The sequence below is a fragment of the Pseudomonas nitroreducens genome, from assembly GCF_014204515.1.
GTDB classification, from domain to species: domain Bacteria; phylum Pseudomonadota; class Gammaproteobacteria; order Pseudomonadales; family Pseudomonadaceae; genus Pseudomonas; species Pseudomonas nitritireducens_A.
The window spans coordinates 41159-54881 of sequence record NZ_JACHLI010000028.1; the positions used below are offsets into that span (position 1 = coordinate 41159).

Annotated in this window: 10 protein-coding genes; 8 read left to right on the top strand and 2 right to left on the bottom strand. The window is 67.1% G+C overall.

Going from position 1 to position 13723, the window contains the following annotated elements:
- Positions 1-81 precede the first annotated feature (81 nt).
- Positions 82-1902, top strand: a complete 1821-nt coding sequence (locus tag HNP46_RS26680) for a sulfatase family protein (protein WP_184595025.1) — start codon at positions 82-84, stop codon at positions 1900-1902.
- A 145-nt stretch (positions 1903-2047) separates the two neighbouring features.
- Here the strand turns inward: HNP46_RS26680 and uvrD are convergent, their stop codons facing one another.
- Entirely contained in the window at positions 2048-4228 is a 2181-nt protein-coding gene (uvrD, locus tag HNP46_RS26685) for a DNA helicase II (protein ID WP_184595027.1), read from the bottom strand.
- Positions 4229-4403: 175 nt separating this feature from the next.
- Here uvrD and HNP46_RS26690 point away from each other — a divergent pair, with 175 nt between their 5' ends.
- Complete coding sequence (locus HNP46_RS26690; protein ID WP_184595029.1) at positions 4404-7247, top strand: EAL domain-containing protein; 2844 nt, start codon at positions 4404-4406, stop codon at positions 7245-7247.
- A gap of 24 nt (positions 7248-7271) precedes the next feature.
- Here HNP46_RS26690 and HNP46_RS26695 read toward each other — a convergent pair whose 3' ends face one another.
- Positions 7272-7580, bottom strand: coding sequence for a c-type cytochrome (locus HNP46_RS26695; RefSeq protein WP_184595031.1), 309 nt, complete (start codon positions 7578-7580; stop codon positions 7272-7274).
- 200 nt (positions 7581-7780) lie between these two features.
- Between HNP46_RS26695 and HNP46_RS26700 the strand changes: the two genes are divergently transcribed.
- The 6 genes from HNP46_RS26700 (at position 7781) to HNP46_RS26725 (ending at position 13494) form a co-directional block, all read left to right on the top strand.
- On the top strand, positions 7781-8578 hold the full coding sequence (locus HNP46_RS26700; RefSeq protein WP_184595033.1) for a CbbQ/NirQ/NorQ/GpvN family protein: 798 nt from the start codon (positions 7781-7783) through the stop codon (positions 8576-8578).
- Positions 8562-9155: a cytochrome c oxidase subunit 3 gene (locus HNP46_RS26705; protein ID WP_184595035.1), complete on the top strand. Its 594-nt coding sequence runs from the start codon at positions 8562-8564 to the stop codon at positions 9153-9155. The genes HNP46_RS26700 and HNP46_RS26705 overlap by 17 nt, the downstream gene beginning before the upstream one ends.
- The gene (locus HNP46_RS26710; RefSeq protein ID WP_184595038.1) at positions 9152-9400 is read left to right on the top strand and encodes a cytochrome C oxidase subunit IV family protein; all 249 of its coding nucleotides are present in this window, start codon (positions 9152-9154) and stop codon (positions 9398-9400) included. The genes HNP46_RS26705 and HNP46_RS26710 overlap by 4 nt, the downstream gene beginning before the upstream one ends.
- Before the next feature lie 113 nt (positions 9401-9513).
- Positions 9514-9954, top strand: a complete 441-nt coding sequence (locus HNP46_RS26715; RefSeq protein ID WP_184595040.1) for a c-type cytochrome — start codon at positions 9514-9516, stop codon at positions 9952-9954.
- Between the two features lie 2 nt (positions 9955-9956).
- The gene (locus tag HNP46_RS26720) at positions 9957-11381 is read left to right on the top strand and encodes a cbb3-type cytochrome c oxidase subunit I (RefSeq protein ID WP_184595042.1); all 1425 of its coding nucleotides are present in this window, start codon (positions 9957-9959) and stop codon (positions 11379-11381) included.
- A 265-nt stretch (positions 11382-11646) separates the two neighbouring features.
- Positions 11647-13494, top strand: a complete 1848-nt coding sequence (locus HNP46_RS26725; protein ID WP_184595044.1) for a nitric oxide reductase activation protein NorD — start codon at positions 11647-11649, stop codon at positions 13492-13494.
- Positions 13495-13723: the final 229 nt, after the last annotated feature.

Sequence of the window (13723 nt, forward strand, 5' to 3'; positions counted from 1 at the left end):
CACTGAATGTTGTTCTTTTCCACGCGAGCGACTTCTGCGCTCACGACCCGACTAGCCATTGCCTGGCTGATTCTGCTTGCCATGGTCCCTGTGAGCAATGCTCAGGATCAAGCTGCGAAGCCGAATATCCTGTTCATCCTGACCGACGACCTGGGGGTCAACGACATTGGCGCCTGGGGCGACGACAAGGCGCCGACGCCGACCCTGGACCAGCTCAGCCAGCAATCCCTGCGCTTCCGCCAGCACTATACCGACAGTACCTGCTCGGTCAGCCGGGCGGCGCTGCTGACCGGCCGCGCTCCGGTCAGCATCGGCTTCGAGCCCAACGGGCTGGGGCTCTCGCCGGACCTGCAGACCCTGCCCGAATCGCTCAGGGGCCTGGGCTACAGCACCCACCATATCGGCAAGTGGCACGTCGGCGAGGCCATCGAATACCTGCAGATCCGTCCCAATCACCACGGCTTCGACGACTGGTTCGGCATGCTCAACCACTTCGTGCTGCATGGGCCGGACAAGAACGGCAAGCTGGTCAACGGCCCGCCGACCTTCATCAATCCCTGGCTGGAAACCAACGACGGCCCGCCCGTGCAATACCAGGGGCACCTCGATGATCTGCTCACCGACCGCGCCATCGAGCTGATCGACAAGGGACGGCAAGGCGGCAAGCCCTGGTTCATCAACCTCTGGCTGTTCTCGCCACACCATCCGTTCCAGCCTTCGGAGACCTTCCGCAGCCAGTTCCCGGATACCGACGAAGGTCGTTACCTCGCCGTGCTCAAGCAGCTGGACCACAACGTCGACCGCTTGCTGGAGTCGCTGCGTGCCAGCGGCCAGCTGGACAACACGCTGGTGGTATTCACCAGTGACAACGGCAGCCCCAACCTCGCCCGCGACAGCAACTTCCCGCTGACCGGCACCAAGATGACCTACCTCGAAGGTGGGGTTCGTACTCCGTTGCTGGTGCTCTGGCCCGGCCATCGCGGCAACGCGGATGTGACCGGCATCAGCCATATCACCGATCTGTATCCCACGCTGGTCGGCATGGCCGGCGGCAAGCCCCCGGCAGGACTGACCGGACGTGACCTGTCCGGTTACATCGCCAAGGGTCAGCCGCTGCCCAAGGTCGATGCACTCTACTGGGCGGCGGACGTGATGACCTGGGGCATGACCTACGGTGGCCACCTCACCGGGCGCGGTCTGTTCTACCGGCCCACGCTGGGCAAGCTGGAGAGCCATCCGGTGACTGGCCCGCTGGGTTCGAGTGCGCCCCAGGCAGAAGCCTTCGAGCCGATTGGCCGCGACGAGGCGATGAACCTGTTGCGTAGCTGGGAGCAGAAGTACCGGCCGGTGCCCCTGTCCTGGCACGCCGCCGTCGGCAAGCAGCCGGCCTTCCTCAGCGGTCGCGATTACCAGCGGGCTCCGGTGCACGGTGCCTACAGCTTCGGCCTCGGCCTGGGGAAGACGCGGGTGGAGGGTGCGCGGCAGGTTCTGGTGGAGCAGGAAGGGCTGTGGGGCATGGCCATCGACAAAGGGCGCATAGAGGTGTGGCGCGGCCCGTTGCGGGTGCAGAGTGAGCCCATCACCCTGGACGGCCGGTGCAACGCCCTGGTGGCCAGCTTCTACGTGAAGCCCTATTCCAAGTTCCCCTTCCCGGGACCGGAGAAGGGGGCGCTGACGGTCTACCTCAACGGCAAGGCCATCCTGCAGTCGCAGGAGCCGATGCCGCGCCCGGAAACCGCCGAGCCACTGGCGCACCCGACCTACATCGGTGCTTCCGCCACCGGCGCCGATCGTTTCGCCGGAAAGATCGGCAAGCCGTTGCTGGTGGACAAGTTCATGCTGCCGCAACTCGATGGCTACGGCCTGGATGACATGGGCCAGGCTGTCTGTCCGGGGCGGTGACTTGTTGCCAGGATGGCGGCGGGCATCACCACTGACGCCGTTGCTGAACCTGGCGTAGGAGCGGACTCCGTCCGCGATAGCTCACCGCGAGCTCGGAGCATCGCGGACGGAGTCCGCTCCTGCGTATCCCGGTGGGACCGGAGCGTCAGATCGCTTCGAGCTTGGCGTAGCCCATCATCAGCCACTTGCTGCCCTCGCTGTCGAAATTCACCTGCACCCGTGCCTGGGCGCCGGAGCCTTCGAAGTTGAGGATCACGCCGTCGCCGAACAGCGGGTGGCGCACCGACTGGCCGAGGCTGAACGGGGTGTCGGGCACGCCGGCGCCGGCGAACAGGTTGCCGCTGTACTGGTTGCCCGACAGCGGGCGGCTCACCGAGTTGGACAGGCGCACTTCCTGGATCAGGCTCGGCGGGATTTCGCGGACGAAGCGCGAGACCTTGTTGTAGGTCTCGCTGCCGTACAGGCGGCGGGTTTCCGCGTAGGTCATGACCAGGCGCTGCATGGCGCGGGTGATGCCGACGTAGGCCAGGCGGCGTTCTTCCTCCAGACGGCCGGGTTCTTCCAGGCTCATCTTGTGCGGGAACAGGCCTTCTTCCACGCCCGCCAGGAACACCAGCGGGAATTCCAGGCCCTTGGCGCTGTGCAGCGTCATCAGCTGCACGCTGTCCTCGAAGGCGTCGGCCTGGGTGTCGCCGGACTCCAGCGCGGTGTGGTCGAGGAAGGCCACCAGCGGCGGGGTGTCCTCGTCGTCCGGGGTCTCGAAGGCGCGGGCGGCGCTGACCAGTTCTTCCAGGTTCTCCACCCGGGCCTGGCCTTTCTCGCCCTTCTCTTCCTTGTGGTAGGTGATCAGGCCGGATTGCTCGATGACCACCTGGGTCATCTGGTGCAGCGGCATGCCTTCGACCTTCACCGCGAGCAGGTCGACGGTCTCCAGGAATGCGTTCAGCGCGCTGGCGGCGCGGCCGGCCACGGCCTTGGCGGCGATCACGTCGTTGATCGCGCGCCACATCGAGGTGCCGTTGTGACGTGCGGCGTTGCGGATCGCCTCGACGGTCTTCTCGCCGATGCCGCGCGGCGGCACGTTGATCACCCGTTCCAGCGCCGCGTCATCGTCACGCAGGCGGATCAGGCGCAGGTAGGCCAGGGCGTTCTTGATCTCGGCACGTTCGAAGAAGCGCTGGCCGCCGTAGATGCGGTAGGGGATCTTCTCGCGCAGCAGCGCCTCTTCCAGCACCCGCGACTGGGCGTTGGAGCGGTAGAGGATGGCGATTTCGCTGCGCTTGATGCCGTCCTTGCGCAGGGCATCCTCGATGGTTTCGACGATGTAGCGCGCCTCGTCGTGCTCGTTGAAGCCGGCGTAGAGGGTGATCGGCTCGCCGTCGGCGCCGTCAGTCCACAGCTCCTTGCCCAGGCGCCCGCTGTTGTTGGCGATCAGCGAGTTGGCGGCCTTCAGGATGGTGCCGGTGGAGCGGTAGTTCTGCTCCAGGCGGATGTCCTGGGCGTCGCTGAAGTCGTTGGCGAAACTCAGGATGTTCTCGATCTTCGCGCCGCGCCAGCCGTAGATCGACTGGTCGTCGTCGCCCACCGCCATCAGGCTCTCGCCACCCTTGGCGAGGAAGCGCAGCCAGGCGTACTGCACAGCGTTGGTGTCCTGGAACTCGTCCACCAGGATGTGGCGGAAGCGCCGCTGGTAGTGCTCCAGCAGGCTCGGGCGGTTGCGCCAGAGGTCCAGCGAGCGCAGCAGCAATTCGGCGAAGTCGACCACGCCGGCACGGGCGCAGGCTTCTTCGTAGGCCTGGTAGACGCTGACCATGGTCGACAGGTACAGGTCGCCGCCGGCCTGGATGTTCTGCGGGCGGTTGCCTTCGTCCTTCTGGCCGTTGATGAACCACTGCGCCTGGCGCGGCGGCCAGCGCTGCTCGTCGAGGCCCAGTTCGCGGACCACGCGTTTGACGATGCGCAACTGGTCGTCGCTGTCGAGGATCTGGAAGTTCTCCGGCAGCCCGGCTTCCTGCCAGTGCGCGCGCAGCAGGCGGTGCGCCAGGCCGTGGAAGGTGCCGACCCACATGCCCGCCGGGTTGATGCCCAGCAGCTGCTCGATCCGCGCGCGCATCTCGGCGGCGGCCTTGTTGGTGAAGGTCACGGCCAGGATGCTGTGCGGCGAGGCGCGCTCCACCTGGATCAGCCAGGCGATGCGGTGCACCAGCACGCGGGTCTTGCCGGACCCGGCGCCGGCGAGCACGCGCTGGCGCCCCAGCGGCGCGGCCACGGCCTGGCGCTGCGGGTCATTGAGGGAGTTGAGCAGGAGGGAGAGGTCATCGTTCATGGGGAGGCATTCTACCGACGGGCGGTTTTCCCCGGCAAACCGGGCCGCCGTCCGGCGTCTTCCCGACGAAAGTTGGGAGGGCACGCAGCCAATTGCCATCATCCTGCTTGGGTGGGGCAACCTCCTCGGGTATGCTCCGCCGACGCCTAGGCCAGAACCTACAAGAAAAACGCCTATGACCGCTTATGTAGAGCCTTCGGCGATCCCGGTGAGCCATGCCGAGATCCGCCGGCAGTACGCTCACGAAATCGCTGTCGAATGCACGCGCCTGCTCTATCAGGGCTCGCGGGTACCGACCCTGCTCATGCTGCTCAACGGCCTGGCCTGCGCCGGCCTGCTGTGGGACTACGTGCAGCCGGGGCTGCTGGCCGGCTGGCTGGTGTGGCTGGTGTTGCTGGCCGTGCTGCGGCTGATCCAGGTGTCCGCCTTCAATGCCGCCACCGTCGAACGCCAGGCCAGCCCGCACTGGCAGCGCACCTTCCTGTTCGGCGCCGGTGCCTCGGGCCTGACCCTGGCCTTTGCCGCCATCGCCCTGGTGCCGCCGGATGCCTTCCTCCAGCAGTCCCTGGTATTCGGCCTGATCGCCGCGGCCATTCTTTCCGCCAGCGTCGCCTACGCGGTCAGCCTGCCCGCCTTCCTCACCTTCGCTCTGCCGTGCCTGTTCCCCTCCATTGCCTATTTATTGATCAGCGATAACCCGTTGCAGCAAGGCTGGGGCGTGCTCGGGGTGATCCTGCTGGCCGCGCTGCTGGTGGTGGCCTGGCAGATTCACCGGGTGGTTCACATTGGCCTGCTGCGGCGCTTCCAGGCCCAGGCGCTGGTGGCCCACCTGGAGCGGGCCAAGGCGCAGACCGAGGCGCTGAACCAGGACCTGGAACGCGAAGTCGACCAGCGCCGCCGCGCCGAGCGCGAACTCTGCCGCGCCCGCGATGCCCTGCAGGAGCGGGTCGAGGCGGGCAGCGCACAGCTCAGCCACACCGAGGCGCGCCTGGCCCTGGCGCTGGAGGCCAGCGAGCTGGGCCTGTGGGACTGGAACCTGCTGACCGACGAGGTGCACCACTCGCACCTCGAAGAAATCTTCGGGCTGACCCAGGCGGCGGTGAAAACCGTGCGCAACGACCTGCGCCCGCGCCTGCACCCGGACGACCTGCCGTTGCTGCGTCGCGCGCTGGTGGAGCACCTCAAGGGCCGCACCGACGGCTACCGCATCGAATACCGCGTGCGTCACGCCGCTGGCCACTGGGTCTGGGTGGAAGACCGTGGCCGGGTGATGGAGCGCGATGGCCAGGGACAGGTCACGCGCATGGTCGGCACCCGCGCCGATATCTCGCCGCGCAAGCTGCGCGAGGAAGAGCAGCGCCTGGCCGCCACGGTGTTCGAGGCGGCCAGCGAAGGCATCATCATCCTCGACCCGGATTACCGGCTGATCGCCATCAACGAGGCCTTCACCTCGCTGACCGGGTACCGCCGCGACGAGCTGCTCGGGCACAACGTGGCGCGGCTGATGGGCTCGGCGGAAAGCCTGCGGCGCTACCAGTCGATCCGCACCGAGCTGGAACGCCAGGGCACCTGGCAGGGCGAGCTGATCGAGACGCGCAAGAATGGCGAGCTGTATCCACAGTGGCTGCAGCTCAACGTGGTGCGCGACAGCCGCGGGCAGGTCGCCCATGTGGTCGGTTTCTTCGCCGACCTCACCGCGCGCCGCGATGCCGAGGAACGGCTGCGCTACCTGTCGCACTACGACGAACTCACCGGCCTGGCCAACCGCACGCTGTTCAAGGAGCGCCTGCACGAGGCCAGCCAGCGCGCGCGCCAGGAAGGCCGCACGGCGGCGCTGCTGCTGATCGACCTGGACCGCTTCAAGCTGCTCAACGACAGCCTCGGCCACGAGGTTGCCGACCAGTTGCTGCGGCAGATGTCGCGGCGCATGACCCAGACGGTGCCCGAGGCCGACACCATCGCCCGGCTGTCCGGCGACGAATTCGCCGTGCTGATCGACTCCTACGCCAGCCTCGCCGCGCTGGCGCGGCTGTCCAGCCGGCTGCTGGCCAAGCTGCGCACGCCGATGACCGTGGGCGGCCACGAGCTGGTGGTCAGCGCCTCGGTGGGCATCAGCCTGCTGCCGGAGAACGCCTGGGAAATCTCCGCGCTGATGAGCCAGGCGAACATGGCCATGCAGCACGCCAAGCACCTGGGCGGGAATACCTTCCAGTTCTTCACCGACAACCTGCAGGCCTGCACCCTGGAGCGCCTGCAGCTGGAAACCCGGCTGCGCAAGGCCATCGACGAAGGCCAGCTGGACGTGCATTACCAGCCCAAGCTGAACCTCGCCAACGAACGTCTGGACAGCGCCGAGGCGCTGGTGCGCTGGCATCACCCGGAGATGGGCATGGTGCCGCCCGGCGATTTCATCGGCCTCGCCGAGGAAACCGGGCTGATCGGCGCCATCGGCGAGTTCGTCCTGCGCCGCGCCTGCCAGCAGGCCCGCGCGTGGCAGAAACAGGGGCGCGAGCTGCGGGTCTCGGTGAACCTCTCGGTACACCAGCTGCGCACCGGCAACCTGGTCGACCTGGTGCGTACCGTGCTGGAGGACAGCGGCCTGCCGCCGCACCTGCTGGAGCTGGAACTCACCGAAAGCCAGCTGCTGGACAACGTCGAGAGCGTCACCGCGACTTTCCGCCAATTGCGCGAGATGGGCGTGAAACTGGCCATCGACGACTTCGGCACCGGCTATTCCTCGCTCAGCTACCTCAAGCGCTTCCCGGTGGACTACGTGAAGATCGACCAGACCTTCATCCGCGACCTGTCCGAACGCGGCGAAGACGCGGCCATTACCCGGGCGATCATCGCCATGGCGCACAGCCTGGAGCTGAAGGTGGTGGCCGAGGGCGTCGAGCACACCGAGCAGCTGCGCTTCCTGCGCGCCCACGGTTGCGACGAGATCCAGGGCTACCTGATCAGCCAGCCGCTGCCGGCGCAGAAGTGCCTGGCGCTGCTGGAGCGCAGCGACCGGCACTGAGCGCGCCGGCCGCACGGAGGGGCGTTACTTGAGGGTGACGATCCATTCGGCGAGGGTTTTGGCTTCCTCCTCGCTGACGGTGCGGTTGGCCGGCATCGGGATCGGACCCCAGACGTCCTTGCTGCCGGTGAGGATGCTGTGCTGGATATGCGCCGCACCCTCGGCGCCGTACTTGGCCGCGACCTCGTGGAACGCCGGGCCGACCAGCTTCTTGTCCACCGCATGGCAGGCCACGCAGGCCTTGGCCTTGAACAGCTCTTCGGCGCTGCTGGCCAGCGCCGTCGTCTGGACCAGCATGCCGCCCAGCAGCAGGGCAACCAGGGCTTTGTTCATCACCGCTCTCCTCACAGGCTTGGCGCATCGAGGCGCCGCTTGGTATGCGCCGGCTTCCCGCCCGGCTTCTGTGGCGATTCTAGGAGCGCCTCCGACGCCCCTGGCTTGATGGCAATCAAGAACTCGTTGCGCCGCGCTTGAGGAGGGTGGCGTGGCTGATTAGCTTGCCTACCGAAACTTCCTACAGAGAAATCCTCGCCATGAACGCCCCCGCCCAGCCCATCGAGCCGCTCTTCTACCAGGCGACCGGCGACGAGGTGGCGCTGTTCACCCACGCCTGCGCCCTGGGCATGCCGGTGCTGATCAAGGGCCCCACCGGGTGCGGCAAGACCCGCTTCGTCCAGCACATGGCGCAGCGCCTGAACCTGCCGCTGTATACCGTGGCCTGCCATGACGACCTGTCGGCGGCGGATCTGGTCGGCCGTCACCTGATCGGCAGCGACGGCACCTGGTGGCAGGACGGCCCGCTGACCCGCGCAGTGCGCGAAGGTGGCATCTGCTACCTGGACGAGGTGGTGGAGGCGCGGCAGGACACGGTGGTGGTGCTGCACCCGCTGGCGGACGATCGCCGCGAGCTGTTCATCGAGCGTACCGGCGAAGCCCTGCTGGCGCCGCCGGGCTTCATGCTGGTGGTGTCCTATAACCCCGGCTATCAGAACCTGCTGAAGGGCATGAAGCCCAGTACGCGCCAGCGCTTCCTCGCCCTGCATTTCGATTACCCGACGCCGGACGTGGAAGCCGCAATCATCGCCCGCGAGGCCGGGGTTTCGGTCGAGCTGGCGCAGCGCCTGGCGCAATTGGGCGTGGCCCTGCGCCGGCTGGGTCGGCAGGAGCTGGAAGAGGTCTGCTCGACGCGCCTGCTGGTGCTGACCGCGCGCCTGCTGCAGGCCGGCGTGGCACCGCGCGACGCCTGCCGCGCCGGGCTTGCCGAGCCGCTGTCGGATGACGCGGCCACGGTCGCCGCGCTGATGGACCTGGTCGATGTCCACTTCGCCTGAGGCGGACTTTGCAGCCCGGCGCCTGCCGGGCGACCTGGCGATGTGGCTGTTCATCCTCGCCGAGCTGACCGTCTTCGCCATCCTCCTCATCGTCTTTGCCGTGACCCAGCGCCTGGACGTCGAAGGCTTTCGCGCCGGGCGCGCGCAGCTGGACCTGTCCACCGCCCTGGCGTTGACCCTGACCCTGCTCACTGCCGGCTTCTGCGTCGCGCTGGCGGTGGAGCAGGTGCGCCACGGCCGCCCACGCCGCGCCGCCGTTCTGCTGGGCGTTGCCGTGTTGCTGGGTCTGGCCCACGTGCTGCTCAAGTCCGGCGAATACCAGCACCTCGCCGCGCGCGGGCTGGACCTGGAGTACAGCACCTTCTTCACCCTGTTCTGGCTGATCACCGGCTTCCACTTCCTGCACGTGCTGCTGGGGCTGGTGATCCTCGGCTGGATGGCCCTGCGCTGCCTGCGCGGTGCCTACCGCCGTGACACCCTGGGCGGGCTGGAGTCCGGCGCGCTCTATTGGCATATGGTCGATCTGGTCTGGGTGGTGCTGTTTCCGCTGGTCTACGTGCTGGCGCCGGGCCTGTGAGGACGCTGCTGCTGGCCTGGCTAGCGCTGTTGCCGATGTCGGTAGCGGCGGTGTGGCTGGGGCATCGCGAGTCCGCTGCGCTGGTCGCGGTTGCGGCGATTCTCCTGCTCGGGCTGGGCAAGGCCTGGATCATCGCGCTGCGCTTCATGGAGCTCAGCCACGGCCCGCGGTTGTGGCAATTGCTGCTGCTCGGCTGGCCGCTGGTGCTCACCGGGGTGATCCTGGCCTTGCACGCAACTACCTGATTTTTATCTGGAAAAATACCTGACTGGAAGCATTGGTCTTTCTTGATTGCCATCAAGCGAGACGTCCTAGGACGCTTCCTACAATGGCGCCGACCGTGACCTAGGAGGGCCCCATGTCAGAGACATTTACCAAAGGGATGGCGAGGAACATCTACCTGGGAGGAGGCGTTTTCTTCTTCCTGGTGTTCCTCGCGCTGACCTATCACACCGAAACCACCTTCCCCAAGCGCACCAACCAGAGTGAGCTCACCGAATCGGTGGTGCGCGGCAAGCTGGTGTGGGAGCAGAACAACTGCGTGGGTTGCCACTCGATCCTCGGCGAAGGCGCCTACTTCGCGCCGGAGCTGGGCAACGTCGCCATCCGCCGTGGCGGCGACGCGGCCTTCGGCAGCTTCCTTGCCGCCTGGATGAAGATGCAGCCACTGGGCGTGCCCGGTCGCCGGCAGATGCCGCAGTTCCACCTGAGCGACCAGGAGGTCAGCGACCTCGCGGCGTTCCTGCTGTGGACCTCGAAGATCGACACCAACCAATGGCCGCCGAACAAGGAGGGTTGAGCATGAACCCGGGCAATCCCTATCTGAAATTCGCTTCGCAGTCGGTGGCCAAGCCGTACTTCGTGTTCGCCCTGATGCTCTTCGTCGGGCAGATCGTCTTCGGCCTGGTCATGGGCCTGCAGTACGTGGTCGGTGACTTCCTGTTCCCGGCGATCCCCTTCAACGTCGCGCGGATGGTGCACACCAACCTGCTGATCGTCTGGCTGCTGTTCGCCTTCATGGGCGCGGCGTACTACCTGATCCCCGAGGAGGCCGACCGCGAGCTGTACAGCCCGAAACTGGCCATCGTGCTGTTCTGGGTGTTCGCCATCGCCGGCGTGCTGACCATCCTCGGCTACCTGCTGGTGCCTTACGCGGGCCTGGCGAAGCTGACCCACAACGAGCTGCTGCCGACCATGGGCCGGGAGTTCCTCGAACAGCCGACCATCACCAAGATGGGCATCGTGGTGGTGGCGCTGGGCTTCCTGTTCAACATTGGCATGACCATGCTGAAAGGCCGCAAGACCGCCGTCAGCGTGGTGATGATGACTGGGCTGGTTGGCCTGGCGGTGTTCTTCCTGTTTTCCTTCTATAACCCGGAGAACCTTGCGCGCGACAAGTACTACTGGTGGTGGGTCGTGCACCTGTGGGTGGAAGGCGTGTGGGAACTGATCATGGGCGCGATGCTGGCGTTCGTGCTGATCAAGATCACCGGCGTCGACCGCGAGGTCGTGGAAAAATGGCTCTACGTGATCATCGCCATGGCCCTGATCACCGGCATCATCGGCACCGGCCACCACTTCTTCTGGATCGGCGCGCCGCAGGTCTGGCTGTGGCTCGGCTCGATCTTCTCGGCGCTGGAACCGCTGCCGTTCTTCGCCATGGTGCTGTTCGCCTTCAACATGGTGAACCGCCGCCGCCGCGAGCACCCGAACAAGGCCGCCGCGCTGTGGGCCCTGGGCACCACCGTGACTGCGTTCCTCGGTGCCGGCGTGTGGGGCTTCCTGCACACCCTGGCGCCGGTGAACTACTACACCCATGGCTCGCAGCTCACCGCCGCCCACGGCCACCTGGCCTTCTACGGCGCCTACGCGATGATCGTGATGACCATGATCAGCTACGCCATGCCGCGCCTGCGGGGCATCGGCGAAGCGCCGGACGCCCGCGCGCAGAGCCTGGAGATCTGGGGCTTCTGGCTGATGACCATCTCCATGCTGCTGATCACCCTGATGCTCACCGCCGCCGGCATCGTCCAGGTCTGGCTGCAACGCATGCCCGCCGATGGCGCCGCCATGCCGTTCATGGCCACGGTGGACCAGCTGAAGGTGTTCTTCTGGCTGCGCCTGTATTCGGGGGTCGGCTTCTTCATCGGGCTGATCTGCTACCTGCTGAGCTTCCGCCAGCGCGGTCGCGTGGCTGTTGCCTCGGGCGCGGCGCAGGTGGGCTGATCGGGGTCGGTCAATCGGGCCCGTTCGCTTTGCGGCGGGCCTTTTCGCAGGTTGCAGGATGACTCTGGACCATCCGCTGGCGTGGACTACTCCCTCTCCCTTTGGAGCGGGGCGCGCAGCCAGGGCGGGGGTGAGGGCCGCGCCCAGCGCCGGAGCTCCCGGTAGCACCCTCACCCTAACCCTCTCCCAGAGGGAGAGGGGACTGGCCTGGAGCGGAGTTCAGCATCGGGCCTCTCCTGTTTCTCCTTCCATTCGCGGAGCCCCCATGACCCTCCACCTCGAAATCGAAGAAAGCTTCGGCCGCGTCTGGCACCGCTTCATCACCCGCCGCGCCAGCCCGGAGTTCGAAGAGGCGGCGGTAACCCTGGAGCAGATGCGGCGCAGCCTCCTGTTGCTGTTCCGCGGCACCGGCGGCGAGGCCGGTGTCGGCGTGGAGGCGGCCAGCGCCCGCGAACTGCTGGTGCGCCGCAGCCTGCTGCAACAGGTGGCCGGCACCTGCCAGCAATTGCCGGTGGCCTGGTTCGATGCCGACTCCCTGCGCCTGCCGGCGCAGCTGGCGGTGTACCCCGACGCCGAGCTGAACCGCGAGCTCTACCGCTGGCTGGCGCTGCTTGCCGCCCACAGCCAACCGATGCGCCACTGGGCGCGGGACAACCAGGCCTGGACCTGCGCCGTGCTGGCGCGCTATCCGCTGCTGCGCCCGCGCTACCGCCGGCTGGTGGAAGCGCTGCTCAGCCTGCGCCCCGACGCCGGTGATCTTCCTCCCGCCGAAGCAGCTTTGGAGCAGGCATTGCGACGAGCGCTGCGTGATCCGGGCAGCGTCGAGCGCCTGCCGCGCAGCGAGAAAGCGCCCTGGCCGGTGCCGCTCTGGCTGTATCCGCCGCAAAGACTGGCCGTGCCGCAGCACACCGACCTGATCGACGGCGACGAGCAGGGCCGCTGCGCCCACAGCCAGGCCAAGGGCCTGACACGCAAGCGCGCCGAGCGGGTCGAGCAGGACCCCGGCCGCGGCGGCCTGCTGCTGTTCCGCCTGGAAAACCTGTTCAGCTGGTCCGAACACATCGAACTGGATCGCGCTGGCGATGACAGCGAGGACCTGGACGCGGCGAAGGTCGCCGACGACCTCGACCACCTGAGCCTGTCCCGCCAGCGGCAGAAGAAGGGCGGCGGGCTGAAGCTCGACCTCGACCTGCCGGCCGCCGACTATGACGACGTACCGCTGGGCGAGGGCGTGCGCCTGCCGGAATGGGATTACCGCCGCCAGCAACTGCTCGATGATCACGTCTGCCTGCAGCCGATGCTGCCCCGCGATGCCGTGCCAGCGCCGCTGCCCGAAGCCCTCGCACCCATCGCGCGGCGCCTGCGCCGGCAGTTCGAGAGCCTGCGCCAGCAGCCACAGTGGCTGCGTCGGCAACCCCAGGGTGCGGAACTGGACCTGCAGGCCTGGCTGGATTTCAGCGTGGAACGGCGCCTGGGCGCCTGCAGCGAACCGGGGCTGTTCATGGAGCGCCGGCAGACCCGTCGCGATCTCGCCTGCCTGCTGCTGGCGGACCTGTCGATGTCCACCGACGCGCACATCGACAACGACCATCGCGTTATCGATCTGATCAGCGACAGCCTGCTGCTGTTCGGCGAGGCGCTGCAGGCGGTGGGCGATCGGTTCGCGCTGTACGGCTTCTCCTCGCTGCGCCGCCAGCAGGTACGGCTGACCCAGCTGAAGAGCTTCGACGAGCGTCACAACGATGTCGTGCGCGGACGCATCCGCGCGCTGCGCCCCGGCTACTACACGCGCATGGGTGCGGCGATCCGCCGGGCCACGCAGCTGCTGCTGGAACGCAAGGAGCGTCAGCGCGTGCTGCTGATCCTCACCGACGGCAAGCCCAATGACCTGGACCTGTATGAGGGGCGCTACGGCGTCGAGGACACCCGCCAGGCGGTGCTGGAGGCGCGCCGCGCCGGTCTGCTGCCGTTCTGCATCACCATCGACCGCGAGGCGGCGGACTACCTGCCGCACCTGTTCGGCAGCCAGGGCTACCTGCTGATCAACGATCCGGCACAGCTGCCGGTGCGGCTGCCGCAGCTCTATCGGCAGCTCACCCGCCGGCAGGGGTAGCAGTTCTTTTGTAGGAGCGAGGGGGACGCCTGGTTCTTGCTCGCGAACCGAACCCCGCAGCGAGGCCTGTTCGCGAGCAAGCTCGCTCCTACGAAGAGCAGAAGCGGATTCGAGTGGGAGTGAGGAACGTAGGGCGAATGAAGCGGAACGCTTCATCCGCCGTGGCGGATAACGCCTGGGGCGTTATGCGCCCTACAGATTGGAGCGGGATCACTTGAGTAGGATGGGT

Bases quoted from the DNA above. Each gene is read 5' to 3' on its own strand.
- HNP46_RS26695 (WP_184595031.1), bottom strand. From the start codon at position 7,580: ATGAACAAAGCCCTGGTTGCCCTGCTGCTGGGCGGCATGCTGGTCCAG.
- HNP46_RS26690 (WP_184595029.1), top strand. From the start codon at position 4,404: ATGACCGCTTATGTAGAGCCTTCGGCGATCCCGGTGAGCCATGCCGAG.
- HNP46_RS26700 (WP_184595033.1), top strand. From the start codon at position 7,781: ATGAACGCCCCCGCCCAGCCCATCGAGCCGCTCTTCTACCAGGCGACC.
- HNP46_RS26715 (WP_184595040.1), top strand. From the start codon at position 9,514: ATGTCAGAGACATTTACCAAAGGGATGGCGAGGAACATCTACCTGGGA.
- HNP46_RS26680 (WP_184595025.1), top strand. From the start codon at position 82: ATGGTCCCTGTGAGCAATGCTCAGGATCAAGCTGCGAAGCCGAATATC.
- uvrD (WP_184595027.1), bottom strand. From the start codon at position 4,228: ATGAACGATGACCTCTCCCTCCTGCTCAACTCCCTCAATGACCCGCAG.
- HNP46_RS26705 (WP_184595035.1), top strand. From the start codon at position 8,562: ATGTCCACTTCGCCTGAGGCGGACTTTGCAGCCCGGCGCCTGCCGGGC.
- HNP46_RS26725 (WP_184595044.1), top strand. From the start codon at position 11,647: ATGACCCTCCACCTCGAAATCGAAGAAAGCTTCGGCCGCGTCTGGCAC.
- HNP46_RS26720 (WP_184595042.1), top strand. From the start codon at position 9,957: ATGAACCCGGGCAATCCCTATCTGAAATTCGCTTCGCAGTCGGTGGCC.